This is a genomic window from Corynebacterium simulans (assembly GCF_001586215.1).
Classification (GTDB): Bacteria; Actinomycetota; Actinomycetes; order Mycobacteriales; family Mycobacteriaceae; genus Corynebacterium; species Corynebacterium simulans.
In genome coordinates this window covers 1,087,283-1,112,875 of record NZ_CP014634.1, presented here as the reverse complement: position 1 = coordinate 1,112,875, position 25,593 = coordinate 1,087,283, and the positions used below count along the sequence as shown (strand labels likewise).

21 protein-coding genes and 1 pseudogene are annotated in these 25,593 nt (G+C 61.5%); 13 read left to right on the top strand and 9 right to left on the bottom strand.

Annotation, left to right across the window (positions count from 1 at the left end; translation table 11 throughout):
* The first annotated feature begins 44 nt into the window (after window positions 1-44).
* The 5 genes from WM42_RS05270 to WM42_RS05250 all read left to right on the top strand — a co-directional run bounded on the left by WM42_RS05270 (window position 45) and on the right by WM42_RS05250 (window position 3,027).
* Window positions 45-416, top strand: a complete 372-nt coding sequence (locus WM42_RS05270; protein ID WP_062036087.1) for a hypothetical protein — start codon at window positions 45-47, stop codon at window positions 414-416.
* 156 nt (window positions 417-572) lie between these two features.
* Window positions 573-1,859 carry a DUF445 domain-containing protein gene (locus tag WM42_RS05265; protein ID WP_062036085.1) on the top strand — a complete coding sequence of 429 codons (1,287 nt, stop codon included), beginning with the start codon at window positions 573-575 and terminating at the stop codon, window positions 1,857-1,859.
* A gap of 12 nt (window positions 1,860-1,871) precedes the next feature.
* The gene (locus tag WM42_RS05260; protein WP_062036082.1) at window positions 1,872-2,252 is read left to right on the top strand and encodes a hypothetical protein; all 381 of its coding nucleotides are present in this window, start codon (window positions 1,872-1,874) and stop codon (window positions 2,250-2,252) included.
* Window positions 2,253-2,264: 12 nt separating this feature from the next.
* On the top strand, window positions 2,265-2,555 hold the full coding sequence (locus tag WM42_RS05255; RefSeq protein WP_062036080.1) for a DUF2516 family protein: 291 nt from the start codon (window positions 2,265-2,267) through the stop codon (window positions 2,553-2,555).
* Between the two features lies 1 nt (window position 2,556).
* Window positions 2,557-3,027, top strand: coding sequence for a hypothetical protein (locus tag WM42_RS05250; RefSeq protein WP_062036078.1), 471 nt, complete (start codon window positions 2,557-2,559; stop codon window positions 3,025-3,027).
* An 18-nt stretch (window positions 3,028-3,045) separates the two neighbouring features.
* On the opposite strand, the gene WM42_RS05245 is transcribed toward WM42_RS05250, so the two are convergent.
* From WM42_RS05245 to WM42_RS05235, 3 genes are read right to left on the bottom strand one after another with little or no spacing between them, the layout of a single operon-like run.
* Entirely contained in the window at window positions 3,046-3,867 is an 822-nt protein-coding gene (locus WM42_RS05245; protein WP_062036076.1) for an LmeA family phospholipid-binding protein, read from the bottom strand.
* A gap of 52 nt (window positions 3,868-3,919) precedes the next feature.
* Complete coding sequence (locus WM42_RS05240) at window positions 3,920-4,732, bottom strand: class I SAM-dependent methyltransferase (RefSeq protein ID WP_062036074.1); 813 nt, start codon at window positions 4,730-4,732, stop codon at window positions 3,920-3,922.
* An 18-nt stretch (window positions 4,733-4,750) separates the two neighbouring features.
* Window positions 4,751-5,242, bottom strand: coding sequence for a DUF2505 domain-containing protein (locus WM42_RS05235; protein ID WP_061920287.1), 492 nt, complete (start codon window positions 5,240-5,242; stop codon window positions 4,751-4,753).
* 24 nt (window positions 5,243-5,266) lie between these two features.
* Here WM42_RS05235 and WM42_RS05230 point away from each other — a divergent pair, with 24 nt between their 5' ends.
* The 3 genes from WM42_RS05230 (at window position 5,267) to WM42_RS05220 (ending at window position 8,381) form a co-directional block, all read left to right on the top strand.
* Complete coding sequence (locus WM42_RS05230) at window positions 5,267-6,376, top strand: UDP-N-acetylmuramate dehydrogenase (RefSeq protein WP_062036072.1); 1,110 nt, start codon at window positions 5,267-5,269, stop codon at window positions 6,374-6,376.
* Window positions 6,377-6,503: 127 nt separating this feature from the next.
* Window positions 6,504-7,349 carry a PDDEXK family nuclease gene (locus WM42_RS05225; protein ID WP_062036069.1) on the top strand — a complete coding sequence of 282 codons (846 nt, stop codon included), beginning with the start codon at window positions 6,504-6,506 and terminating at the stop codon, window positions 7,347-7,349.
* A 144-nt stretch (window positions 7,350-7,493) separates the two neighbouring features.
* Complete coding sequence (locus WM42_RS05220; protein ID WP_235591322.1) at window positions 7,494-8,381, top strand: aldo/keto reductase; 888 nt, start codon at window positions 7,494-7,496, stop codon at window positions 8,379-8,381.
* A 3-nt stretch (window positions 8,382-8,384) separates the two neighbouring features.
* On the opposite strand, the gene WM42_RS05215 is transcribed toward WM42_RS05220, so the two are convergent.
* The gene (locus tag WM42_RS05215) at window positions 8,385-8,846 is read right to left on the bottom strand and encodes an S-ribosylhomocysteine lyase (protein WP_062036065.1); all 462 of its coding nucleotides are present in this window, start codon (window positions 8,844-8,846) and stop codon (window positions 8,385-8,387) included.
* Window positions 8,847-8,926: 80 nt separating this feature from the next.
* Here WM42_RS05215 and WM42_RS05210 point away from each other — a divergent pair, with 80 nt between their 5' ends.
* From WM42_RS05210 to WM42_RS13790, 3 genes are read left to right on the top strand one after another with little or no spacing between them, the layout of a single operon-like run.
* Window positions 8,927-10,054 carry a YihY/virulence factor BrkB family protein gene (locus tag WM42_RS05210; RefSeq protein WP_062036063.1) on the top strand — a complete coding sequence of 376 codons (1,128 nt, stop codon included), beginning with the start codon at window positions 8,927-8,929 and terminating at the stop codon, window positions 10,052-10,054.
* A 20-nt stretch (window positions 10,055-10,074) separates the two neighbouring features.
* Window positions 10,075-10,530: an SDR family NAD(P)-dependent oxidoreductase gene (locus tag WM42_RS12940; RefSeq protein WP_082778537.1), complete on the top strand. Its 456-nt coding sequence runs from the start codon at window positions 10,075-10,077 to the stop codon at window positions 10,528-10,530.
* A complete protein-coding gene (locus tag WM42_RS13790; RefSeq protein WP_160330552.1) occupies window positions 10,508-10,627 on the top strand; it encodes an SDR family oxidoreductase in 120 nt (39 codons plus the stop codon). Before WM42_RS12940 ends, WM42_RS13790 begins: the two co-directional genes overlap by 23 nt.
* A gap of 415 nt (window positions 10,628-11,042) precedes the next feature.
* On the opposite strand, the gene WM42_RS05200 is transcribed toward WM42_RS13790, so the two are convergent.
* Window positions 11,043-11,357 carry a hypothetical protein gene (locus tag WM42_RS05200; protein WP_046645678.1) on the bottom strand — a complete coding sequence of 105 codons (315 nt, stop codon included), beginning with the start codon at window positions 11,355-11,357 and terminating at the stop codon, window positions 11,043-11,045.
* 32 nt (window positions 11,358-11,389) lie between these two features.
* Complete coding sequence (locus tag WM42_RS13520) at window positions 11,390-12,025, bottom strand: phospholipase A2 family protein (protein WP_201057421.1); 636 nt, start codon at window positions 12,023-12,025, stop codon at window positions 11,390-11,392.
* 544 nt (window positions 12,026-12,569) lie between these two features.
* On the opposite strand from WM42_RS13520, the gene WM42_RS13625 reads away from it, so the two are divergent.
* Window positions 12,570-12,827, top strand: coding sequence for a hypothetical protein (locus WM42_RS13625; RefSeq protein ID WP_061920320.1), 258 nt, complete (start codon window positions 12,570-12,572; stop codon window positions 12,825-12,827).
* A gap of 45 nt (window positions 12,828-12,872) precedes the next feature.
* Here WM42_RS13625 and WM42_RS13185 read toward each other — a convergent pair.
* Window positions 12,873-13,058 (bottom strand): annotated as a pseudogene (locus WM42_RS13185) (hypothetical protein); the annotation flags it as partial.
* 551 nt (window positions 13,059-13,609) lie between these two features.
* Here WM42_RS13185 and WM42_RS05175 point away from each other — a divergent pair.
* Window positions 13,610-14,770, top strand: coding sequence for an RtcB family protein (locus WM42_RS05175; RefSeq protein WP_061920324.1), 1,161 nt, complete (start codon window positions 13,610-13,612; stop codon window positions 14,768-14,770).
* A gap of 136 nt (window positions 14,771-14,906) precedes the next feature.
* Here WM42_RS05175 and WM42_RS13425 read toward each other — a convergent pair whose 3' ends face one another.
* Both WM42_RS13425 and WM42_RS05165 read right to left on the bottom strand, forming a co-directional pair.
* Complete coding sequence (locus WM42_RS13425) at window positions 14,907-16,184, bottom strand: Fic family protein (protein WP_062036059.1); 1,278 nt, start codon at window positions 16,182-16,184, stop codon at window positions 14,907-14,909.
* A 292-nt stretch (window positions 16,185-16,476) separates the two neighbouring features.
* On the bottom strand, window positions 16,477-25,578 hold the full coding sequence (locus WM42_RS05165) for a type I polyketide synthase (protein ID WP_062036057.1): 9,102 nt from the start codon (window positions 25,576-25,578) through the stop codon (window positions 16,477-16,479).
* Window positions 25,579-25,593: the final 15 nt, after the last annotated feature.

Sequence of the window (25,593 nt, the reverse complement as noted above, 5' to 3'; positions counted from 1 at the left end):
ATAGTCATTCACAGGAATAACAGGAACGAGAGAAAGTTTCAGCCATGAGCGACAACACCCACGCAGTTGCTGATCACGCAAGTGAGACCTACCCGGAGTTCTCCGGCAAGATCCAGGACTCTTACATTGAGGGATACGACCCAGTATCCTTCGGCGCACCGCACTCTTCTTTGCTGCGCACCTCCACCTGGGTCGGCATGGGCCTGATCCTTTCTCTGCTGCCGGCAGCCGGCACCCTGATTTGGGGCCTCGGTGCTGGTGCCTTCCAGTACGGCGTGGGCCAGGAAAGCTCCAAGATTTCCATCATCGTCGGTGCTGCCCTGCTCGTCGTCATTGCTGTCGCTTGCGTTGGTCTCATCCACTACGGTCGTCGTTACTATCGTCAGTACCGTTCTGAGACCGGTCGTATCAACTAAGCTGGTGCGAACTTAGCATTCCTGCCACAAGCGCCCCTAGCCATCCTCGATGGAGGCTAGGGGCGCTTTTCATTTGCCTATCTGCACCAGGGAAGAGGCCGCACGCCGAATCCGTTAGTACAGTTATACGGAGCAACAAAAGGAGTCACCGTCAACATGAGCATTGCCGTACCAGGCCCTAACCCAGCCGACGTCGCCGAGCGTCGCCGCACGCTACGCAAGTACCAGTGGGGTGTCACCGGCCTTTTGATCTTGGCTGCCGTCATCTTCTTCGCATGTTCCTGGTGGCAGCATCAGGACGCGAATGCTCCGGCTTGGGTGGGGTTTGTGCGCGCGGGCGCGGAGGCCGGCATGGTCGGCGGCTTGGCTGACTGGTTCGCGGTTACCGCCATCTTCCGCCACCCCATGGGCATTCCGATTCCGCACACGGCGCTCATCCCAAAGAAGAAGGATCAGGTCGGCGAGGCCTTGAGCACCTTCGTGGAGGAGCAGTTCCTTACCCCGGACGCTCTCTCGGCGAAGATTTCGGAAAACAACATTCCCGAAAAGGCCGGCGCCTGGTTGGCCCAGGAGCCTAACTCGCAGCTAGCCGCGCAGAAGGCGGCCGATATCCTGGCACGCGCTGTCAATAGTTTCGATTCCGCCGAGGCCGAGGACCTCATCCGCACCCAAATCCTCGACCGCATGCTGGAGCCCGAGTGGGGCCCGCCGGTGGGACGTTTGCTGGAAGGCTACATCGCCGATGGCAAGGCAGAGCCGCTTGTCGACGACCTCATTGACTGGGCGCATGCCAAAGTCCTCACCCTTGAAAACGAAGTCATCGAGCTTGTCGACGAAAAGATGCCGGCTTGGCTTCCCCGCTTCGCCCGCGGCATGGCCGGTGACAAGGTTTACGTCGCCATCGTGGAGTGGGCCTCCGAGGTCAAGTATGACAAGAACCATGCCGTGCGGCAGTCCATCCGTCGCAACCTGGAGCTGTTTGCACGGCGCCTGCAGGACGACCCCGAGATGGTCGCCCGCGTTGAGGGCATCAAGCAGGAGATGATGAACTCCGAGCAGGTACAAGCCATGCCGGGGGCGGCGTGGGAGGCCTTTAGGGCGGGCGTCGCCAAGCAGGCGAGCGAACCGCAATCCTTCCTGCGCACCAAGATCGCGGCCGAAGCGCAGAACTTCGGCGTGCGCATTCAGCAGGACCCGCGTTTTCGTGACAAGGCGAATGAAATCGTGGATAAGGCCGCGCGCTGGGCGGCGGAGAATTTCGCCGGAGACATCATCAGCATCATCCCGGAGACCATCAAGCGCTGGGACGCCACCGAAGCCGCCGAAAATATCGAGCTTTTGGTGGGCAAGGATCTGCAATTTATCCGCCTGAATGGCACGGTTGTGGGAACACTGGCAGGATTGGTGATCTACACCGTAAATCACCTCGTCTTTGGTGCTTAAAGGAGAAAAATAATGGCTAATTCCTTCGTTAATTCTTTGAAGACCGCGGGCGCTTCTGGCTTGGAAGCCGCCAAGGATTTTTCTAGCCGCGTGAAGGCAGAGCACGCGCAGCAGCCGAAACCGGAAGGCTCTTTCCTCGACAAGGTCACCGGCACCGCCCGCGGCCTTGGAAAAAGCGTCAGCAACGCCGCCGGTGAGGTGCGTGACTCCGAGGCTTTTGCCCGCGCTCGCAAGGACTTTAATGCGGCCTATGAGGAAGGCCGCGAGGGCGTCGAGAGTGCGATTTCCAGCGTGAAGGAAAAGCGCTCCGGCTCCACCTCGGCAAACGGCAACATCATCGACGGCGAGGTCATTGCAGAAGGCGAAGAAAATCCGTTTGGCCCGGCCCGCTAGGCTGGGATACCTATGGACATCATCATTTACCTTCTCAACCACGCAGCCGGGTGGTTCTTTACCATCTTGAGCATCTTCGCCATTGTTGGCGCCATCCTCGCCGCCACCACTCGCGAGGATGCCTACCGTGCCGGCGACCGCAAGAGCAAGTGGACCTGGGTGGGCATGCTGGCAGCTTCCGCGCTGGCGCTGAACTTGCCGTTTTCTTTCCTGCCGTGGATTGGCGCAGTCGTGACCGGCGTCTACTGGTTCGACGTCCGCCCGCAGCTCAAGGCCATCGTCAACGGCGATTACAGCTACTAAGATGCGCAATCTCTTAAACGCTGCTCTCGACGACGTCCGCGCCGCCGCGCAGCCGGATGAGGCCCTGCTCGTCGCGCCCACGCACGTGCTGGCTGCACAGGGCGCCGCCCACGTGGTCACCGTCGCCGGCTATCCCACCGGCCGCCACCACAGCCTCATCAAGGCCTCCGAGGCGCGCCTGGCGGTGCAGTCTGGCGCCGCGGAGGTATGGGTCGCGGTAGACGCCCTGCTTGGCGACGCCACCAGCTTGCTCACCGATCTCATCACCGTCCGCGAGGCCTGCCCGCAGCCGGCCCAGCTTGGGCTTATCCTTCCCGCGAGCGAGAATGCTCTCGCCGCGGCGCAAGCGGCAGCGCAGGCGGGCTTCGATAAGCTCGTCTATTCCTCGCCTGCCCAAGCCGAGCAATTACAAGAAAAGCTCACGGGCCAGCCGGCAGGTTTGTTGCCTGCCGAGGTCTGGCCCGCGAGCTAGCCTAAGTGCAAACGCCTTTTAACGGCCTTGTTGCGCGGGTGCTGGGGTGCCTTCCTTCGCGCCTTTGCCCGCCGCATTGGCGGCGCTGCCCAGCTCGCTCATCGGCACGTCTTGGCCGGTGATGGTGAGGTTGAGCTCGCCGTCTGCCACATCCACCTCGTCGACGCTCAAGCCCTCGCCGATGAACTGATCCTTCATGCCTTTCTGCAGCGCAGTAGAGATGGCGTCGGTTGCCTCCTTTGGCAGTTCAAAGCCCAGCAGGGAGGCGTTCTTTGCCGTGATCGACAGGTTTCCGTCCTGCGCCTTCGGCTCCAACGCGAGATTGGCGAGGCCGCCAGCGAACTCGACGTCGAGAAGATTCTCGGCGTCGTTAGCCGTGATGTTGGTGACCACCAAGTTGCCGACCTGTTCGCTACCGGACTCGTCTGCGATGCCTTTCTGGAAGGTGGCCAACAGGTAATCATCTGGAACCTTGGTGGAAGCGCGCAGGGAGCCTGCCACTGGGTCATCGGACAGCGTCATGTCTTCGATGTGGACGTTCGTAGCTGGCTGGCCCTTGATCTCGGTGCCGTCGATCTGCAGCGTGGATGGCGTTTCCATGTTCATTTCGCTGAGCTTGCCGCCGAATAGTCCAAGCAGGATAGGAGTGGTGCCGAAGCTAATGTTCGGATCCTCCTGGGACTCAATTCCTTGGTCCTTGGCGGCCTGGGCGAACTGGTCTTTCATTTGGTTGCCCATGAACCAGCGCAGGCCGAACTCCGCCAGCAAAATGAGAACGAGGAATGCCACGAGCACTCCGATGAGTATTTTCCAAGCCAGAGACGTCTTCTTTTGAGCCATACCTACCAGTGTTACTTATGTGAACTCACAGCGCCAATGAGGGCAACCTGCTTCACAGCTTTGGCGCAACGACTTCCCAGTTAACGCTCAAGACACTATCGCGCATCCTCCTGCGCACCGGATGCACGGGCAGCCCCGCATCAATCATCGCCTGTTGCGCCATTCGCCAGCGCACACGAGGCCCGTGGGGAGCCCACCCTGCGGCATGATCCCATGCGCGGTCGGCGGCCTGTAAAAGCTCATGAATCGGCTCGCCCGGAATGTTGCGGTGGATAAGTATCTTGGGCAGGCGTTCCGCTAAGTCGGAGGGACGCTCCACGTTGAAGGGATCCCACGCCAAATGCAGGCTCTGCGGGCCTTCACGGTTGAGCAGGATCCAGGTGGATAGCCTGCCCAGTTCATCGCAGGTGCCTTCCACGAAGAAACCACCAGGGGTCAAGCGCGAGGTAACCTCTTCCCAGGCCTCGGGAACCTGGGAGACATCGTATTGGCGCAGCACATTGAAAGCGCGCACCAGCTGCGGGCGATACCCCGCCAGCTCGAAGCCGCCTAGCTCGAAGGTCACGCCGTCGCGCGGCGGCAACACCCGCTCCGGCGCAATCTCCAGGCCGGTCACCCGCACGCGTGGATTCACCCGGCGCAGCCAGCCCGCCCACTCCACGGTGGTGAAATGGGACGCGCCATAGCCGACGTCTAAAGCCAAAGGCTCCTGGTGCCCCCGCAGCAGGGAAGTGATAGCCGGATGTGTAGCCATCCACCTATCGCAGCGGCGCAACCGATTCTGATTCGTTGTACCGCGGGTAATAACGCCGAAAGGCCGACCCGCACTCGCGCTTGCGCGCAGGTTATGTGCGTGATCGGCCATTTCTGTTAAAAGTAGCGTTTAGAGGTTGTCAGCGATCCACTGCTCGGTCAGCTTGCCCTCGTTATTGAAGAGCTCACCTAGAGCATCGGCAACTTTCGGCTCGATGGCAGCGCCCATCATCGGGATCTTCACGGAGATCTCGTTGACGTAGGACAAGGTGGTGGTATCACCCTCGCCGGTCAGGGCGATGTCGCCGCCGAAGTCAACAGGGGTGCCCTTGACGTCTGCGGTGTATTTAACATCGGCAGCGTTGCCGTTGAGCTCGCCAATGGTGACGACACGCTTGACCTTCAGGTCCTGAGAAACCATGGCGCGGACAGCTTCAGGCAGCAGGGTGGTTGGCAGCACCTCGAAGAGGATGGCTACGTTGTTGGTGAAATCATGAACCTGGCCCGGATCCGGGGACAGGTTAGCAACAATGTGCTCCCAGTAACCCTGCGTGAGCAGTGCCTGGTGAACCTTTTCGATAGGCTGATTGATCGTTACGGTGTTTTCGCTACGGGTTGACATGCTTTACAGACTACCTTGGTAGACGTGCTTGATGAATTTATGACCCAAAAGCTCTCCGCGATCGATGGCCTCGTCCTCGACACGGAGACCACCTTCGCAGACCTGACCACCCTGCGCGTAGGCGGCAAACCTGAGCTGTGTTTGCGGGCCACGCTTGCCGACGCCGCCATTTCCGCTGTCACGGCACTGGATCAAGCTTCTATTCCTTTCGTCGTGGTGGGCGGCGGTTCTAATCTCTTGGTCGCCGATGAGGGCATCGATGTCGTGGCACTCGTCCTCGACTTCGCTGAGGTGAGCGTGGACGCAGAAACTGGCGTGGTCCGCGCGGAAGCCGGCGCGAACTGGGACGAAGTGGTTGCCGCTTCCGTGGAGGCGGGCCTCGGCGGCATCGAGTGCCTGTCCGGAATCCCGGGTACCGCGGGCGCTGTGCCGGTGCAAAACGTGGGCGCGTATGGCGCAGAAATCTCGGACGTGCTTAACCGCGTGCGCCTGTATAACCGCGAGACCGGTGCCGATGAGTGGGTTCCCGCCTCCGACCTGGACCTGGCTTATCGCTACTCCAACCTGAAGTTCACCCACCGTGCAGTCGTGCTCGAGGTGGAACTGCAGCTTTCTACGGATGGGCTTTCCAAGCCGCTGCGTTTTGGCCAGCTCACGCAGACCCCGGGCGAGCGCCGTCCCGTCGCGGAGGTGCGCTCGCAGGTGCTGCAGCTGCGCCGCGGCAAGGGCATGGTCTTGGACCCAACCGACAACGACACTTGGTCCGCCGGCTCCTTCTTTACCAATCCCATCGTGGACTCTGCGGTTGCCGATAGCATCCAGGAAATCGTGCGCACCGAACGCGGCGCCGAGGACGCAGACCGCATGCCGCGCCACGCCGTCCTCGCAGGCTCGGACGGCGAGGAAGTAAAGCTCTCGGCCGCCTGGCTCATCGAGCGCGCCGGGTTCGCCAAGGGCTATCCGGGTGCTGGTCCGGCTACCTTGTCCACGAAGCACACTCTCGCGTTGACGAACCGTGGCGTGGCACGCGCTGCCGATGTGGTGGCGTTGGCGCGCGAGATTCGCGCGGGCGTCGCCAAGCGCTTCGGCGTGGAGCTCGTGCCGGAGCCGGTCTGGATTGGGGTGTCCATTTAGGGCGTCCTGCCCCAGGACGTCCCTCTGTGTGAAAATAAGGCCTTCCAATTGCGCGAATTGGAGGGCCTATTTACATTGAGAGGTATCCGCGTGTTTGGGGGAGCACGCACACTTAGGGGATAAGAAGATGCTGCAACCAATTCGGGGGAAACACTCGCGCACTATCGATCGACTCGTGGCGAAGGGCAAAGCCGTGCGCATCACGCCGGGCCTGGCGTTGCCGCGCCAACCCACCCCGCGCGAACTCGCGGGGATTTTGAACGAGCGCTATCCCGGCACCGTTCTAGACGGCCACTCAGCCATGGCCGCTTATACCGAGCGCAAGCTGGAGTTTCCGTTGCAGCTCATGGCGGCACGTCACGCTCGTACCTGTGAGTATTTCACCACGCGGCGCGCCACACCCAAGGGCCCATATATGGTCAACGGCCTAAACGCGTGCAATCCGCTGCAAGCGCTGGAGATGGTGGAAGAAGACAAAGCCATCGAGTTCTTGGAGCGTTTCTGCAACGGCAAGGGTGGCCACCAACGGCTGGCCTTTTATAAGGAGGATTTCCAGCGCTTTCCCGCGCGCACACGGCGGATTATGCAGCGTAGCGTCATCGGCAGTGATAGCAAATACGAGCGTCTTCTCACCCAAGCCTTTGCCGATGCCTGCCTCGTAGTGGCCAACAACCAACGCATCGGGCCGTATTACTGGGATATCGTGCTGGCCAAGGAGAAGGTCGCAATCGAGATAGATGGCTACGAGTACCACAAAGGTGAGCGCATCCAGCGTTTCGAGCTGGACCGCCAGAAGCTCAACGACGCAGTGCAGCGCGGGTGGAAGCCGCTGCATTTCACGGCGGGGATGATTGAACATCATCTGCAGGTTGCAGTCGACCAGGTCATCGCCGTGGCCCGCGGGGGAGGGCAGTTGCTGCCGCCAGCGTGGAAGTGGCATCACTATTTCCGCTACGAGAACGCGCGGTGGTGAGCGCTGTGCGCTCGGCACCGTACTTCTGTGTGTATTTAGCGCAGGAAATCGGGCCGGTTTGAGGAGGTTATTTACACAGGGAGGTACACGCACACGAGGGAAGCAGCTACGGTGGTGTCCATGATCGCGCTTGGCTGTACTTCAATGACTCCGCACTCCTATCCCGATTCCCCGCGTCGCGCCGAGATGGTCGATGTCCTGCGTGGCGCGGTGGAGGCAGGCGTAGAGCTCTTCGACACCTCTGAAATCCAGGGGCCCTTCACGGGCGAAGAAATGCTTGGCGACGCCCTGGGCAACCGCGCCCGCGTCCTCACCAAGTTCGGATGGGAGATTAAGGAAGGAAAGCCCACCGGCGCTTTGAACTCGCGCCCGGAGGTTATTCGCGCGAGCGCCCATGGTTCGTTACGCCGGCTAAAACGGGAGCGCTTGGACGTGTATATGCAGCATCGCGTGGACCAAGACGTGCCCATTGAGGAAGTAGCGGGCACAGTGAAAGAACTTATCGATGCAGGTGACGTGGCCGCTTTCGGGCTGTGCGAGGCAAGCCCGGAGACCATTCGCCGCGCGAACAAGGTCTGCCCGGTGACGTATCTGGAGTATGAATACTCCATCTTCAGCCGCGACGTAGAAGAAGAAATCATCCCGCTAGCCCGCGAATTGGGCGCGGAGTTTATGGCCTATTCACCGCTGGCGAAGGGGCTTTTGGCAGGCCGCAGCGAGCCAGATGATGATTCTTCCTCGCCGCGTTTGCACTCTGCGAACTTCGCGGCCAACAAGCAGTTGGCGCAGGAAGTGGCGGCAGCAGTGTCTGACCGCAACGTCTCCGAGATAGCGCTGGGCTGGTTGCTGGCCAAGGACGTGGTGCCGATTGCCGGTTCGACGAACCTCGCACGGATCAAAGAAAACCTCGCAGTCACTGCGCTGAGCACGCAGGAGTGCGAGGCCGTTGACGAGGTACTAAGCCGAAAGCCCGTGCAGGGCGCGCGGTTGGCGCAACTGCACGAAGGCTTCGTAGATAAGGCCCGCGGATAAAGGTTAGGCCATAACCTCGAGCCACTCGTCCTTCTTGGACAAGAACTCGCGGGCGGCTGCCTGTGCGCCTTCGAGGGAGTGGCTGGCGCCCCAGCCGCATTGGCGCTCGTTGGCGGCGGGAACCTCGGTGGCGTGGAGGATATCCTCGAGGCCGTGCTCGAGTGCGTTGAGCAGCTCCTCTTGCTCCATGCCGTTGGTGATGGCATAAAAGCCGGTCTGGCAGCCCATCGGCGCAAAACCGATGAGTTTATCGGTGTAATCGCGCATGAAGTTGGCCATCATGTGCTCGATGGAGTGCACAGTGGGCATTTCGAGGTGAGCCTCATTGGGCTGGCAGAAGCGCAGGTCGTACTTGATGATCTCGGCGCCGCCTCCCAGCGGGGTACGGCCGGCCACGCGGACATAAGGGGCCTTGACGTTGCGGTGGTCCAGCTCGAAGGATTCAACATTGCTGCGTTCAGTCATATATAACAGCCTAGTATCTACTTGACGTGCCACGGGTGTCACTTCCCTGACAGCTAGCTGAATGCGCTTAGTCTGGCGAAATGAGCCAGCAGGAGCCTTCCAAGATTCTTCCCCCGCACAGCACTGAGGTGCTGGACATTGACCAAACGGAGAGAAACCCGCTCTCGCGTAAAAATCGCCTGTGCAAGGAGAGCTGGGGTCTTGTGCTGCGTCGGACGTGGTCGGACTATTTCCTTGAGGGGCTGGGCGACCGCGGCGCGGCGATGACCTATTTCACGCTTATGGCTTTTGCCCCGACCGTCCTGGCCGTTTATTCGATTGCCACTTTGCTTTTTGCCAATCGGAAGCAAGAGGTGGAGCAGCTGACTCGGCAGCTCATTCAAGATTATCTGCCGCAGGACGTTTCGGCGCAGGCCACGGACATCGTGAATACCATCATTGGCTCGAGTGCAAAGGGCACCATAGCGCTGGTTTTATCCGTGCTGGTTTCCTTGTTCTCGGCCTCTGGTTACGTCCGCGCTTTTTCGCGCACCGCCAACATGGTCTATGGCCGCGTGGAGGGCCGCGGGCTGTTGCGTACCTGGGCGATGATGTGGGTTCTCACCATCTTCTTGGTGGTCGGCGCGGTGATTTTGGTCTTTGCTAACCTGCTGCGCGATACCGTCATCACTGGGCTTATTGAACCCGTCTCGCGTCCGCTGCATCTAGAATCCGCCGTGGACTTCTTGCTGCGCATTTTCCTTCCGGTGTGGAACTGGCTGCGCTTTCCGGTGACGGTCGTGATGGTCATGGTGCTGATTGCGGTTCTCTATCACTATGCCCCGAACGTGCGTTCACCGCGGTTCCGTTGGATCACCTTGGGCTCTGTGGTGACGCTGCTTGTCAACGTCGTGGTGTGGTGGCTCTTCGGCCTCTACCTGAGGCATTTTGCAGGCGTGAGCGCCTATGGCGCGCTGAGCACCGTGCTGGCTTTGTTCGTTGCACTCTGGATTATGAATACCGTGCTGATCTTGGGGCTCAAGCTCGACGCCGAGGTTCTGCGGGCGAAGGAGCTGCAGATAGGCCTCGAGTCGCAGCACTACATCCAGGCAGCGCCGCGTTCTGACGTCGCCGCGCGCGCCCAGGCCAAGACCCAGAAAAACCTTGAGGCGCGAGGCGACGCCATCCTCAGACACGGTGCTGAGGACGGCGGCGACGCCGAGGACTAAACCGCGGGGTAGATGCCGTCCTGGCCGAGGCGGGCGGCTTCGACGTCATCGTCAACAACGCCGGCATCGCTCCGCAGATCCCGCTCGAGGACATCACCGAAGAAGAAGTCGACAAGATCTTCAACGTCAACTACAAGGGTGTCCTGTGGGGCACGCAGGCTGCGGCCAAGAAGTTCAAGGAGCTCGGTCACGGCGGCAAGATCATCAACGCCACCTCCCAGGCCGGCATCAAGGGCAACAAGGGCATTCCACTCTACAGCTCCCCCAAGTTCGCCGTGCGCGGCCTGACCCAGGTCACCGCCCGTGACCTTGCGGACGACGGCATCACCGTCAACGCCTACGCGCCGGGTATCGTAAAGACTCCGCTCATGAAGGGTCTTGCTGAGGAACTCGCAGAAAACGCTGGCAAGCCCGCCGAGGTGGGGCTGGGAGCAGTTCACCAAGGACACTTCCTTGGGACGCCTTTCCGAGTCTGAGGATGTTGCCAAGATCATCGGCTTCCTCGCTGGTTCCGACTCTGACTACATCACCGGCCAGACCATCATCGTCGACGGCGGCATGGTCTTCCACTAAAACGCAGGTCGACTATCAGTGAAATGATCGTTGGAAAACTTAGGTGCGCTGACATGACATGTGCTGTTCGCCAGAGCTTGGTGATGAGGGCGAAAGTAGGGCAGCCGCGTCCGGGGAGGATAGACCTAGCGAAGCGTATGAGACGAGAGGATTAGAGACCGCTCTAGCGCCATAGCCCCCTGCTCAAATAGTTCCACTGCTTGTTCACGCTGAGCCTGGCTTAACTTGCTGCTGGATGCATAGAAAAACTCCCCACAATCTGGTTTCTGATTTTCAGTCCGGATTATGGGGAGTAGTTCACTTTGACACCTTTACGGTTAAAGCTGCGGAAAGCCCGCACCGCAGTAGGGGGCGCGGGATCTGGAAATTTCATGCATATTTTGTTTGCCGAGGGTGTGCTGCGGCTCTGAATTCTTTAGAGCCATTCAGCGCCGGGTAAGCGACCGCCCGTGACAAAATATATGATCTTGATAACACCCCAAATTATCCAAGCGAACAGTAGAGGGGATAATCCGGCAAGAATAGAGAATGCAACCAGCAACCACGATTGGCTTTTGTATGCAAGGACTCCAGCTGCTACACCTATGGGTACGGTAATGATGAAATACGGCATGGTCCCTTCCGGAAAAATGGAAGGAAAAAGATACGGGAACGCAATCGCAGTTGTTGAGAGTAAAGCTGAGAGAAGTTTACTTAACTTTAGGCTCTTGTTGCTTTTGTGCCTGTTCATTTCTTTCTCCTTCCCGGACCGTTGGGGATCCACTATGCTAATGGATTGCACAGGGCGGAATTGAAATATGTAGCAATAGCAAGGGCCATCGCGTTTTCTCCGACTCCATTGAATTTGCCCCGGTTTTTACGAATTCCTTGAACCAGCTCCCTGTCGCATGAGCAAGCGAAGTATCCTCGCGAGCCATAGCATTTATCATGCTTTTGGCAGAGAGAGTCGAGAGTATTGATTGGGGCACCCGGACCACTGTGCCCTGGGCCGCACCAGTTTCCATACCCAGGCATGTCGCGCGTTTCAAGGCATATCATGACCTCGTTATTGTCGGCTACGCGGTTGAGGTTTTCTCCTGCGACGAGTAAATAATGCGACGCATTTTCTTCTTTGGCTTTTTCGGTGTCGAAATGGCGTTGTCCGTCCGCCCGATATACGAGGTAGTGAGACAGTGTGGCCATCGCAGTATCAAAATCTGTTGACTCTGATACCTCGCTTGCAGGGATTGCTAAAGCTTGATTGCCAACTAAGTTTTTGTCTTGCGTGCTATCAGCTGGGGATGCGGCGGATACTGTTGGGGTGGTCTCCAGAGCAAAACTTCCGGTGGGGGTAGCGAATATTGTTGCGGCTACAACAAGAACGGGAAAGACTTTTTGGAATGTATTCTTCAACTTCATTTCCTTAATTCTCTTGTCAATCTGGTTTTGTTGAGGAAATTACTGAAGAATTCAAGAGATGGCAATACTTTTACCCAAATTTTCATGAACTTTTGTCTTGTAGTGTGTTGCTTTATCGTTCCAGCAGCCGTTCGATGAGCTGTACCATGGCGCGATACCACCAAAACCCAATCGCGAAATGCTCCATCATGATCACCTTGTTTGGGTCATTGCTGTGTCGAATATCAAACTTATATGGGACCTTGCACGTTGGAAGGGGGCGGCTTCGCCGTTAGTGAGCAGATGGGTCTTCAACAATTGTCTCTTATCCCCAAGAATGTACGCCAGGTTTGTGCAGGCCGCTCGTTTGTCAGCGGTCGTAGCGTCTCGCTTGCGATAGAGGCGTAGCGCTGTATCCATGCGACTTTGTGAATCCTGACTGTTTAGTCGCCATGAATCCTCTACGAGGGGTTGGTACGGAACATTCGTGTCATCGAAGGCCTTATTGATCAGCGATCCGGTGAAACAGCGGGTTGCGATTGCATTGAGAGAACCGACCTAGCTTATGGCCCCAGTAGAGATTGGGGCTGATTATCGTGTTTACAACTTGCGCTCTTCGGCATTGGAAAACCTCTTGCACAAGGTATTTGTGGTCGTGCGGTTGAAGGTGTCTCAGGTTGGGATCGATGGGCGCACCTACAATCCACATGAGTGGTTCGTCGCGCTGCTTCCGGTGATCAATCAAGCGATTCAGATGATTCAGACTGGCGATATCGTTTCCGTCGTTTATGACCCTGAGAAGCAAAAGTTGGTCGAGCGTTAGCTGAAACGTAGCCGTCAATCATCACTTTGGTGTCGGCGTGCGGCAGGCGGCGGCCTTGACCGGACGGCCAGCGGCCCCCAGGTCGAGCGGCGAACGCAGCCACACCAGGTTCTTCGCCTTCGGTGCGATGAGCGGATCAACGCAGTCCAGCGACACGTTGGCCGGGATGCGGCCGGTGCGGAAGACGTCGATGATACCGCCGGTCTGGAAGAGCGCGGCACCCGCCTTGGAGGGACTCGCCCTGCACGTCGTCGATGCGGCCGGCGACCACGACGTCGGCTTTACCCAGAGCAATCTTGCTGCATAACCCAGATAAAGATCCAGCCCACTCTCGACTAGGTCGAGGTGGGCTGAACGATTAAACGAAGCTCATCACGGCGCACGACACCCCGCCAGACGGACGAACAAATGAGCAGGCAGCGAATGCGGTTGAATGGACGGTGTCAAGTTTTTCGTGGCTGGGTGAATTTCTTCGCATCATCAATCGCATGCAGAAATCGCGTACATCGTGTAGGCTCACACGCAGCACTAACAGCCCGAAAGAAGAACGAGAAAGCATAAAGGAGGCGAACCGCGATGATGACCTATAACAATCAGCCGCTAGGACGCTTCTTTAAGCAACTCTTCTAACAGGCTGACTTGACCATTTCCCGGGAAAGCGGCCCTGCTTATCCCGGACGTTGGTGCCAGCCGCGCGACCCGCGCGCAAACTTATAAGTCAGCCGCCCAAGCAGGCCCTTTCTCACGAACTGCGTTACGCAAACGCAGAGAAAGGCTCTTTTATGCGCCTGCACAACTTCGCCTCCATTGTTGAAGACAAGACGGTGGCGCAGGCACAACTCGTCGCTGACCTGCCCTTCGTCTACCCACACGTGGCGCTCATGCCTGATGCCCACTTCGGCAAGGGCTCCTCGGTCGGCACCGTTTTCGGCACGCTGCGTGCCGTCATCCCGGCGGCCGTCGGCGTGGACATCGGCTGCGGCATGATTGCCGTGCGGACCCACCTTACGCACGCGGATATCCAAGACTTCGCTCTCGAGGACCTGCGCACCGCGGTCGAAGACTCCATTCCACTCTCGCCCGGAAACTACAACGGTTGGATCATGGACCCGCGCACCGAGGCCCGCACGCGCGAGCTCGCGCAGCTGGCCCAGGACACCGGCGTGGACCTTAGTCATTCGAAGCACTGGCGCCAGCAGCTAGGCAGTTTGGGCGGCGGCAACCACTTCATCGAGCTGTGTCTCGACGAAGAAGATCGCGTCTGGCTGTTCCTGCACTCCGGCTCGCGCGGCGTGGGTAACAAGATTGCACAGAAGCACATCAAAGCTGCGCAGCGCCACTGCGAGAAGCACTGGATCCAGCTCGCGGACAAGGACCTGGCCTACCTCGTCGAGGGCACGGAAGAGTTCGACTCCTACATTGCGGATCTCCACTGGGCACAGCACTTTGCGCTGCTCAATCGCGATGAGATGATGGACCGCTTCCTCGACTGCGTCGCCACCTGGTCCGGCGCGGATCGCGAGAACCTCGAGCTCGAGCGCATCAACTGCCACCACAACTACACCCAGCGCGAGAACCACTACGGTAAGAACGTGTGGCTCACGCGCAAGGGCGCCATCAAGGCGGATGAGGGCGACCGCGGTCTCATCCCCGGCTCGATGGGCACCGCCAGCTACGTCGTGGAAGGCAAGGGCTACGCGCCGGGCCTTAAGTCTGCGCCGCACGGCGCCGGCCGCGTCATGTCGCGCACCCAGGCCAAGGCCCGCTTCACCGAGGAGGACCTTGCCGCACGCATGGAAGGCATCGTCTATCGTCCCGGCGCCGAGTTCGTCGATGAGATTCCGGACGCCTACAAGGACATCGACCGCGTGATGGCCGATGCCACCCAGCTCGTTGAGGTCAAGCACACCCTGCGCCAGATCCTCAACGTTAAGGGCACCTAATCTGCGCCATTAAGGGACCGTCACTTTGAGTGACTGTCCCTTTTGCGCTTTCCGATGCCTTTCCTGCAGCGTCGCACCAGCACGACGCTTTGCCTTATGTAAGGAAACGAAGCGCGTGACTACTAATGATTACTGCTTATTTATCGCGAAGGGCTGGAACCGCTCGGCCGGTCGGAGGTGAAAGCCGAGTATTAAACTGCGTCGAGGCGAGTTGGCGTTCAGCATCGTTGACCAACATGAAAACATCGTCAGCGAAGTAACCGAGAAGCCCGCCCACACCGATGACTTTCTTACGCAGAATGCCAGCGTCGGTGAGTGAATCGAGAGCATCTCGGGCCGTGCTTGTCGATGAAATCCCCAGCTCGGACTTCACGATGGGCACCGTGACCAAAGGCATGGCAGGTAGCTTCTTGAGCAGTTGGAACTCCGTCGAATTCGATTTCAATGCGCGCTTGCTTCCTTGCGCAGTGCGGTGGTGATTGACCTTGTCCATCCATTCTGCTTCTAGGGCGGCGACGCTATCCGCAAGTTCAGCTGCTTTGGTGGTGGCGACTTGTGCAGCCTTGACGAAGAAAGAGATCCATGCCAGCACGTCACCCTCGCGGAATTTCGTGAGTCCGTCGACGTAACGGTCACCGAGCGTTGCCAGAACCATACTGACGGGGAGAACCGCAGCATCGGTGAGCCCTCTGCGCTGCAAAAGCGCGTGAATCATGGCTCGCCCCACGCGTCCATTCCCATCCGGGAATGGGTGGATGGTCTCGAACTGTGCATGAACCAGCGCTGCCTGAACGAGCGCGGCGTGGTCTGCCCCGTTGAAGTATTCAATGAGATCGTCGAGGAGTCCTGGGACTTGTACAGGAGGCGGGGGGACAAAAGCCGCATCGATGGGGTGATAGTCAGACCCGCCAATCCAGTTTTGAGTAGTTCGTACTCCTTGCAAAGGCTTTTCTGCAACGAGCGCTGTCTGCATTGCAACAATGTCATCCAGGACCAGCTCGTCTTTGTAAGCTAAGTCTGCATTGATGGTGTCGAGGATGGCGACATTGCGGGCGACAGCTGTTGCGGATTCTTTGAAACCCCGAATTTCGGAATCTGATTCACGCGCGAGGATCGCCATGGCCACTTTGTCGGAGTTGGGAGCGATTCCCTCGATCCGGGAGGAAGCGACGGCCTCAGAACGGAGCAGGAGTCGCACAACTCCTTCAAGGGAGTGGGTATTGTCTCTCATCCCAAGATTGTGAATCTCCCGCTCGATGCGAACGATACGTCGCGAGAGCTCGGACGGAAGCTTCAACGACATGCTTGCGAGGGGATCGGGAACGAAAGCGTGATACTTACCTCCTTGTTTGGCGCGTCGAGAAAGACCACTGCCATCAGCGGGGATCCATTCCAATTCGCCTGTCTTTGCCACAGCTGACTCCTGTCATGCGCTTGGGGCATTGGAGATAAGACTTATCCCGGTAGATCGATATCCTAGTTTACCGGGATAGCTGTTATCCCGGTGGACTGCGAGCGCAATGCGCCAGATAACTCTTATCGTGAGCCACTGCTTTGCAGACGTGCGGTTGAAGGTGTCTCAGGTTGGGATCGACGGGCGCACCTACAATCCACATGAGTGGTTCGTCGCGCCGCTTCCCTTTTTAAGGAAGCGGGCCTGAGCTCTATCTACTACTGGCTGGTCTGGCCAGCCAGTTAGCTAACGACTACACACTCGGGAATTCACCGTTGCTGCCCAGGCGCGCATCGGCGTCGAGGAGCATGGAGATTTCCGCGGCCTTGTCGGCGTCGACGAGGCCGTAGCCGTCAATCATCACCTTGGCGTCGGCGTGCGGCAGGCGGCGGCCGTCGATGACCTCGAAGAGCGGCGCGCGGCCCAACATGCCGGCCTCGAAGCGGGCGTGACCGGCGGCTAGGCGCTGCTCGGCACGCTCGCGCCAAGCAGCTGCAGCGTCAGTGCCGCGCTGCTTGGCGACGGCCTTCTCAAACACGCCCGGGTGCGCGTACACGATGAGCGCGCCGACGTGTCCGAAGCCCAGCGAGGTCAGCGCCGCGGCCTTCACGCTGCGGCCCGCGGCTGCCAGATCCAGCGGCGAACGCAGCCACACCAGGTTCTTCGCCTTCGGTGCGATGAGGGGATCGACACAGTCCAGCGAGACGTTGGCGGGGATGCGCCCGGTACGGAAGACATCGATGAGCCCGCCGGTCTGGAAGAGCGCGGCGCCGGCTTTGGAGTGGCCGGTGAGCGTCTTTTGCGAGATGACGAACATCGGCTGATCCGCGTCGCGCCCGATAGCTGGCCACAAGATGGAGTGCAGCTCGGACTCGTTCGGGTCGTTGGCGTTGGTGGAGGTGTCGTGCTTGGACAGCACCGTGACGTCGTTCGGGCTAAGGCCCAGCCCGCGCAGCGAGCGTGCGAGACGAGAGTTCTCTCGACCACGACCGGCGCCCAGAGCGCCGAGGCCCGGAGCCGGAATGGAGGTGTGGGCGCCGTCGCCGTAGGAAGCGGCGTGGGCGACCACGGCGAGCACCGGCAGGCCGAGCTCGGCCGCCAGCGAACCGCGCACGAGCAGAACCGTGCCGCCGCCTTCGCCTTCGAGAAAGCCGCCGCGGCGGCGGTCGTTGGCGCGGGAGATGAAGCGCTCGTCGATGCCCTGCGCGGTCATGGCGGAGGTCTGCGCCGTGGCGTTCATATCGCCAAAGCCCTGCAGTGACTCGACCTGAACGTCGTCGATGCCGCCGGCGACCACGACGTCGGCTTTACCCAGCGTAATCTTGTCGACGCCCTCCTCGATGGACACCGCGGCCGTGGCGCAGGCGCCGATGGGGTGGATCATCGAGCCGTATCCGCCGACCAAGGACTGCATGGTGTGCGCTGCAATGACGTTGGGTAGGGCTTCCTGCAGGATGTCGGAGGGGCGGTCCTCGCCCAAGAAGCGGGAGACGAAGACCTTGTGCAGGGACTCCATGCCGCCGATGCCGGTTCCCTGCGTGGTGGCGACCTGGCCTGGGTGGACGGCCTGCAGGAGCTCGGCGGGGCTAAAGCCTGCCTGGGTAAAAGCATCGACGGCGGTGACCAGGTTCCACACGGCCATGCGGTCGAGGGAGTCCAGCATGTGGTCCGGGATGCCCCAGCGGGCGGCGTCGAAGTTGTCCGGCATCTGCGCGGCCACGGTGCGGGTCAGCGTGGCCTTGCGCGGCACCTTTGCGGTGGCGCCCTTGTGGCGGGTGACCTCCCACTCGCCGTCAGCCTCGCGGATGCTGGTGAACTCTGGGTCGGCCTCGGCGATGTCGCGGGCGGTGGCCTCGGAATCGACGGTGAAGGTGATGTCGCGGTCCAAGAACACTGTGGTCAGGTCGATGGAGCCGCGGTCAACCAGGTGGTACTTATCGGTGAGCTCGCGGATGCCGGCGCGGGCCACGACCTCGTCGCGGAAACGCTCGTAGATGTCCTCTTCCGCAATCTGTTCGTCAGTCTCGCCGACGAACCAGCCCGGCGTGGGCTCCTCGTGCCATGCGATGAGGCCGGTCATCCACGCGAGTTCGATGACACCGGCGGCGGTCAGCTCGCAGGAGCCGTCGCGCTGCAGGCCATACTCGGCCTCGAAGCGGGTGCGGCCGGAACCCCAGGAGCTCACCTCGCCGATACCGGCGATGACCACCATGTCGTCGAGGTCGGTGGTGATGTCGCCAAGTTCCTCAGCCAGCTGCGGCTGCACCGGGCGTGCCGGGGAAGGCAGTGCCTTGATGCGGGCGGTGGTGTTCTTGACGGCACTCTCTGCAGCGGACTGCGCAGCAGGCTTCTCGACCTCTAGGGAGGTCAGCGAGAAGCCTTCGAGACCGCCGGTGAGGTCTGCCTCGATCGGGCGTTCGGTGGCGCGGGCGCGGGACTCGGCGGAAGCTAGGTCTAGCAGCTTAGAGGAGATTTCCTCCGGCGACCAGACGTGGATGCCGGCCTTCTGCGCGGCTGGAACGAGGACATCGTTGCCGCCCATGAGGTGAGTGCCTGCGACCCAGCCGATCTTGGCTTGCGCAAGGGTGACGCCGGCAGGCCAACCAGCTTCGACGTTCCACTTGGCCAGGATGGCGTCGAGCGCGGCCTTGACTTCGCCATAAGCGCCGTCGCCGCCGAAGGTGCCGCGGTTGGGTGAGCCCGGCAGGACCACGTGGCACCGGGTGGGGCTCGGGGCCTTGACCGCGAGGTCAGAGAGGCCGCCGATGAGGCGCTCGACCGACCACAGCAGCAGGCGAGCCTGGGACTCCGTGGAGGAGCCGGCGTCTGCAAGCGAGCCGGAAACAGACGGTGCCGCGAATGGGAATGCCAAGGTTGGGGTGAGCGCTGGCTTGAGAATCTTCACCTCGTTGCCCACGGATTCGCGCTGCTCGGAACCGATCCACTCCACCAGGGAGTCCACGTCGCGGAAGCTGGTGAGGTTGGCCGGAACCAACCACAGGGCAGATCCCTGGCGGCCGTGCTCGGCGTAGAGGCGGCGGGCGAATTCCTTACGGGATTGGGTCACTCGCGATGCCGTCATGATGACGGTTGCGCCGCCTGCGAGGAGGCGCTCGACAAGCGCGGTGGCGATGGAGCCAGGAGCGGCACCGGTGACGAGGGCGACGTCGTCGGCGTAAGCGCCGCGTTTGGTGGACTCGGCGGCTGCGGCTATCTGCTCGAAGTGGGCAGAGTCGACGGCGGTGTTCCCCGAGCGTGCCCACCAACGGGCCTGTTCAGCCACGGTGGCGCCGGCGCCCTGGAAGGCGGCAGGCTGCGCGCGCTCGTCGTCAGCTGCGATCTCACCGAGTGCTACGCGGGCGAGGCGCTCGCGGGCGGTGGCCCAGGCGTCGTCGAAAAGCACGGCGTGTGCCGCGTCGAAAGAAGGGGTGACGGACTTGAGCCAGCCGGAACCGAGCTCGGCCTCGACGGCCTCGATGACCTCGGTGTCTGGGGCGGTGGCCTCGGCAGGCTCGGCGACGTGGCCGAGCTGGGTGAGGACCTGGCGGGCCACGGTGGCGAGCACGCCGTTCTCACCGGTCACGGTCTCGGCGTAGGCCTCGAGAGCGGCGGAATCCACGACCCCGCCGGAGGCTCCACCTGCGGCAGCGCCCTTGGAGACACTGGCGCCGTGCGCATTGGCGACGCCCTGGACGGCGGCGTCGATAAGCTCGTGCGCCGCGGACTTGCTGGTGGCGCTGGACGCAACCGTGTTCAGGCTGCCGCCGCGGACGGAATCCTCGTCGCGGGAGCCGAGCAGGATTTCGGCCTCGACGTGGGCGACCCAAGACTCGGGCAGGCCCCAGGTGCCGGTGACGTACTCGGCCACCGCGGCGGGCTTGAGGCCCGCAGCGCCGAGCAGCTGGCGCAGGCGTGCGGTGACGGCCTCGCCAAGGACGCTGCCGAAAGGCGCGTAGCCAGGGGCGGCGGCGTTGACCTTTTCGCGCAACGAAGCGACGTCGGCGTCTGCGGCGCCATCGATTGCAGGCACGCCGATCTCAGCGGACATGTCCATCAGGAGCTGGTTGCGGCGCGAGGAAACGCCGTTGGTGAGCTCCTCGATGGTGTCGGAGTCGTTGATCTGGTCGATGCGGATCTTGTTCTGGAACGCGAAGAGCACCATAATGGCCTCGGCCGCGCGGAAGGTGAGCTCGGGGGCGGCACCTGCGGAAGTCGCGGCCGGGGCAGGAACTGCGGGAATGAACTCGGCCGGGGCTGACGCGGATTCAGCGGCTGGGGTGGCTGGAGCAGCTGGGACCGACGCGGCCTCGACAGCCGGTTCCTCTGTCTCTGGGGCGGTCTCGGGTTCTGGTGCTGCCTGGACGTCCTGGAGCATGACCTGGTCTTGGTCGCGCTCGACGTTGAATACGGGCAGGTCGCGGCCTGCCACGGCCAGGGAGCGCTTGGCCAAGTTGGTCAGGGTTGAGGAGGTGGCAAGGCCGACCTCGATTAATTGATCGACCTCGTCGAAGAGCAGTTCCTGGGTCTCAATCCAGCGCACCGGGGAGGCGAACTGCCAGGACAGCAGCTCGATGAGGAGCAGGCGGGCGAGTGCCTGCGGCTCAAGCGAGGAGGCGTCGAGGCCGTCGAGCTTGCCAGAAGGAGCCATCGGGGCCACGGTGTCGACGAATTCTTGGGTCAGCTCGAACGGTACTGCTACGAGGTTTGGCACGTAGCGGCCGACCAGCGCGTCGAGGTCGAGCTCAGCCGGAAGGAGCTCGTCGAGCTTCTCCGCAAACGCGGCCACGCCATCGCGCAGCACGCGGGAGTGGAACGGGACGTCGATGCCCGGAACCATCACGGCTGCGCGTTCCTTGACAGCGTTGGCGCGGCGGACCAGCTCGCGCAGGCCGGCCTTGGTGCCAGCCACGGAGTACTGCTGACCGCGGATGTTGTAGTTGACGATTTCTAGGAACTCGCCGGTTTCTTCCGCAATGGAGGCGACGTAGGTGTCCACCTCATCGCCGCTCACGCCGATCATGTTCGGACGCAGTGCGGCCATGGCGTATTCGGAGTTACCCTCCGCGTCGCGTGGAACGAGGCTGCCCATCGCGGAGCCGCGGGAGTAGACGATGTCGATGACCGCTTCGAGGTCAAAGATGTTAGCCAGCGAGGCCAGCGCTGTGTACTCGCCCAGCGAGTGGCCAGCGTACATCGAGTTGGAGCCGATGGCGTTGTTCTCACGCAAGCGCTCGGTCTGTGCGTACGCCACGACTGCCAGGGCGACCTGGGTGAATTGGGTCAGGTGCAAAACACCCTGTGGGTGCACGAAGGTCTGCTCGCCGACGCGCAGGGACGTGGGATTCTCGTCGATGATGTGTCGGATACTAAAGCCCAGCGCCGCACGGGTGTGCTGGTCGGCGCGGCGCCAAATCTCCCGCGCGGCCGGGGAAGCGGCGCGGTCCGTGCTGCCCATACCCTCTGCTTGAATGCCCTGACCCGGGTAGATGTAGGCGGTGCGCGGCTGTGCAAGCAGCGCCTGCCCGCGGGAGACTACTTCGCCGTCGATGCGGCAGGTGACTTCGAGCGCGGCGTGGATGCCCTTGCGGCCGACGCGCTCGACGACAATGTCAATCACATCGTTCAACTGCACCATTCCGTACATGGAATAGGTCCAGCCCACCACCTGGCCGTGGCGGGCCGCGAGGTGCTGCGCGGTGGCAGAAAGCCACATGCCATGGACCAGCGGAGCCTCGAGAGCCACGAGCTGGGCGGCGTTATAAGAAGTGTGGATGGGGTTGTAATCGCCCGAGACCAGCGCGAATGGGGTCATATCCTGCGGGGCAGTGACTACCGCGCGGTCGATAAAGGAGCGCGGGGTGGAGGTGACCTTTGTCGAGGATTTGCCGCCGCCCCACTCCGGAGCCGGCGTAGGTGCCGCGGTGCCGCTCGCGCGCCCACGGATGGCAAAGCGCTGTACTTGCATAGCGACGATTTCGCCCGCTTTTTCCGGGACGTCGGGGCCGTTGCGTAGTTCGAGCTCCACGGTCACGATTCGCCCAGAGGCGGATTCCTCGATGGAGGTGCACTGAGAGGTGACGTCGATGCGGCGGCCGTCGGCCAGCTGGGCGAGCGGAACACGCAGGTCCACGAGGTGATCTAGGTGCACGGCGTTGAGCAGACCCTCGATGACTGGGTAGCCATCGGGCAGCAGGCCAGAGCCTAGCGCGGTGTAGATGGCCGGCCAGCAGGGGCCGACCAGCACATCGGGAGTGCCCACCGGCAGCGCTTTCTCCGCTACGGGCAGGCCAGCGCCGGTGACAGCCGTGTGCGCCTCCAGCAGAGAAGCCGGCAGGTGGAAGGAGTAGTGCGCGCGGCCGAAAGGCGCATCCGCGTCGATGCTGCCTTCTGCGATGCGTGGCATCTCGTCGATGACGTCGCCTTGCTCGGCCACCGAGCCCACGCCGGCGAGGCCGCGCAGGAGCGCGAAGACGGCATCGGGCAGGCGCTCGTGGGAGACCACCGGCGAGCCACCCGTGGCCACATCGGCTGGCAAGTCCACAGGCACGGTGACCTCGCGGACGTAGAAGGGGCGCTGTTTATCCGGCAAATTGTCCCAGTAGGAGTCGGCGTGAATAACAATTTCCCATTGGCCGGTCTCATCCTGGCGTAGCTCAAAAGCGGAGTCATTCATGTGGAAGGCCGGGTTATCCATCAAGTGGCCATGCCAGACCAGGGTGGGGGAAGCCTTGATGAATTCCGCGGCGTCAGCAACCGCGTGCAAGCGGGAGAAGAGGCGTTGCGGCTCGGCGTTTGTATCGCGCAACTGTTGGGTGGTGGCCGCCTCGAAGCGCGCGAGCAGCTCCGCCACGGGCTCATCCTTGCGCGTGATTCCGGCAACCGACACGGGGCCGGGGATGATGCGCACTTGGTCGGCGGTGTAGCGCGGGTCCTGCGCCTGCCACAGCGTGTCTTTGCCAAACCACGTCTTGAGATCGCCGTCGATGGCAGGCACCCACGGCATGGGTTTTACATGCTTGTAGTGCAGCGAGATCCACCAGGCGGCGTCCCGTGGGGACACGCTTGTCGACGCCGCCTCCGGGTAGGTTTCCAGCAAAAGCTTTAAAGCGGCAGGGGCATCGTGGACGTCATCGATGCTTGGGAAAAGAGTGTCGATCTCACCGTGATCCACCGGGTTGAGGCGTGCTTCCACGCGATGGAGAAGGTCGAAGAAGCGGTCATCCCAGGTGGGATCGACGAAGGGGTCGGCGAGCTCGACGAAGCGCTCCAGCCACTGGGCGTAGGTCATCTTCTCGACGTCGCCGAAGTAAGGCTTCGAGGTTTTGTTAAGTGCGGCGATGATTTCTGCGCGGTGGGCGGGGTAGTCCTCGGTGGACAAGGAAGTGATAAGGCGCGAGGCCGCGGCGAAGGAGTTGTCGAGGTCGTGGATATCGGCCAACAGGTGGGATTGGGAGGAGGCCACGCCATTGGTGCCGGTGCCGCGGCCGACCCAGCCGCCGTTGTCTTCTGGCGAAATGCCGGTGGTGCCTACCAGTAGCTCCTTGACCGAATCGGTGGCCTTAGCCTCCTTGGTGGCCATGGCGACGGTGCCGATGAAGACGGCGTCGACAGGCAGGCGCTGCTGACCGTAGCGCAGTGCCCACTTGCCGGTGAGATAGTCGGCGGCGCGCTGTGGAGTAGAGATGCCTCCGCCCACTGCGAGCACTACGTTGTTGTGCTCACGGATTGCGGCGTACGTTTCGAGCAGCATGTCATCGAGGTTGACCCAGGAGTGGTGGCCGCCTGCGTGGCCGTCCTCGACCTGCATGATGATCTGGTCATCCGGGTAGGCGGCAGCGATCTTGAGGACGTCGCGAATTTGCTGGGCGGTGCCGGGCTTGAAGGAGATATAGGGGAAGCCATCGCTGTGGAGCTGGTTCAGTAGCGAGCCTGCTTCCTCGACTTCTGGGATGCCGGCAGAAATGCACACGCCGTTGAAGGAAGCGCCGGCCGCACGCGCCTTGGGCACGATGCGGGTTTGGCCGAATTGCAGGTTCCACAGGTAGCGGTCGAAGAACATGGTGTTGAACTGCGCCGTGCGGCCTGGGTTCAAGTGTTCTTCCATCACTTTAAGGTGAGCGCGGAAGACCTCGTCGGAGTACATTCCGCCGCCGGCCATCTCGGTCCAGTGGCCGGCGTTTGCGGCGGCGGCCACGATCTCGCCGTCGGCGGTCGTTGGTGTCATGCCGCCCAGCATGATGGGCGAGAGACCCGTGAGATCGGAGAATCGGGTTTGGGTATAGAAACGGCCATCGGGAAGCTCCACCAGGCGGGGCGCGAAGTCGCGGTAATCAAGCGGCTCGGGCAGCTCCGTGCCCGGTGTGGCCAGGGCGTCGCGTTGCTCGGGCGTAGCAATCTCTACGATGACGCTGCCGCTGCCGGTGACCAGCGGCTCGCTCAGGCGCGTTAGGGAAGCGTCGAGGCTGAGCAAAAACTCCGAGCCTTGTGCTTGCTTTTCAGCGATGTTTGCCTGGATACGGCTCAGCCAATCGTGTTCTTCGACGAGGATTTCGCGTGCCAGGCCGTGGTCTGCGATTCCGCAGGTAGCTGCCCATTCTTCGGTGAGCTCGGCGGCGGCGTGAAGGCTGGGATGGTGGAAGGGAAGGGCTACTGGAAGCTCGGTGGCGTGGAGCTCGATCTCGTCGCCGCCTACGGTCCGCTCTGCGAGAGTGGCGTTGTATTCATCCACTGCGCCTTCCAGGGCGGCGCGCGTGGCGGCGAGGCAGTCCGGGGCGCCGGATACTGCGAAGGCCCGGCGGCCGTTGACCACGGCTATGGCGGCATCGCCTTGGAGACGTTCCTCCACGAACTCGCGCGTGAGTCCGCGCAGCGCCAGCATGTGCGAGCGGGCGTCGACGCTGCCGTGGCTTGCCGACGCCGCCGTTCCCATCACTAGTGCCAAGCTCAGCGCCTCCTGCGGGTCGTGCAGCGCCAGCACTCCGAGGGAGCCTTGGGAGTGGCCGAGTGCTCTTTCCGGACGCAGGCCCAGCTGCGCGAGATGCTCCACTGCGGCGATCTGCCCGAGCACGATTCCCGGGATGGAATAGGCGGGGAAGACGTCTGCGTCCTGGACGTTGTCCTCGCCGTCTATAAGTTCCTGCAGGCGGTCGAAGACGCCGGGGCAGGTTGACGCGATTTGGCGCGCGACTGGGGCGGTGGTGGTGCGGGTGGATTCGAGGAGCTCGACCAGGCGGGTGCGAACCTGTGGCTGCGCGGCGGCCTGTGCGAGTGCCTTCTGCCAGGCAGAACCCTGGCCGGCGAAGAGGATGGTGGCGCCAGTTAGGCGGTGAAGTGGCGTCAGGGATGACAAATGCATCGGGTTATTACCTCG

Coding starts and splice junctions, on each gene's coding strand:
- WM42_RS05210 (WP_062036063.1), top strand. CDS start 8,927: ATGAGCCAGCAGGAGCCTTCCAAGATTCTTCCCCCGCACAGCACTGAG.
- WM42_RS05215 (WP_062036065.1), bottom strand. CDS start 8,846: ATGACTGAACGCAGCAATGTTGAATCCTTCGAGCTGGACCACCGCAAC.
- WM42_RS05245 (WP_062036076.1), bottom strand. CDS start 3,867: ATGGCTCAAAAGAAGACGTCTCTGGCTTGGAAAATACTCATCGGAGTG.
- WM42_RS05260 (WP_062036082.1), top strand. CDS start 1,872: ATGGCTAATTCCTTCGTTAATTCTTTGAAGACCGCGGGCGCTTCTGGC.
- WM42_RS13625 (WP_061920320.1), top strand. CDS start 12,570: ATGGCCCCAGTAGAGATTGGGGCTGATTATCGTGTTTACAACTTGCGC.
- WM42_RS05270 (WP_062036087.1), top strand. CDS start 45: ATGAGCGACAACACCCACGCAGTTGCTGATCACGCAAGTGAGACCTAC.
- WM42_RS13520 (WP_201057421.1), bottom strand. CDS start 12,025: ATGAAGTTGAAGAATACATTCCAAAAAGTCTTTCCCGTTCTTGTTGTA.
- WM42_RS05235 (WP_061920287.1), bottom strand. CDS start 5,242: ATGTCAACCCGTAGCGAAAACACCGTAACGATCAATCAGCCTATCGAA.
- WM42_RS05240 (WP_062036074.1), bottom strand. CDS start 4,732: ATGGCCGATCACGCACATAACCTGCGCGCAAGCGCGAGTGCGGGTCGG.
- WM42_RS05165 (WP_062036057.1), bottom strand. CDS start 25,578: ATGCATTTGTCATCCCTGACGCCACTTCACCGCCTAACTGGCGCCACC.
- WM42_RS05265 (WP_062036085.1), top strand. CDS start 573: ATGAGCATTGCCGTACCAGGCCCTAACCCAGCCGACGTCGCCGAGCGT.
- WM42_RS05225 (WP_062036069.1), top strand. CDS start 6,504: ATGCTGCAACCAATTCGGGGGAAACACTCGCGCACTATCGATCGACTC.
- WM42_RS05250 (WP_062036078.1), top strand. CDS start 2,557: ATGCGCAATCTCTTAAACGCTGCTCTCGACGACGTCCGCGCCGCCGCG.
- WM42_RS05200 (WP_046645678.1), bottom strand. CDS start 11,357: ATGAACAGGCACAAAAGCAACAAGAGCCTAAAGTTAAGTAAACTTCTC.
- WM42_RS05255 (WP_062036080.1), top strand. CDS start 2,265: ATGGACATCATCATTTACCTTCTCAACCACGCAGCCGGGTGGTTCTTT.
- WM42_RS05220 (WP_235591322.1), top strand. CDS start 7,494: ATGACTCCGCACTCCTATCCCGATTCCCCGCGTCGCGCCGAGATGGTC.
- WM42_RS05175 (WP_061920324.1), top strand. CDS start 13,610: ATGCGCCTGCACAACTTCGCCTCCATTGTTGAAGACAAGACGGTGGCG.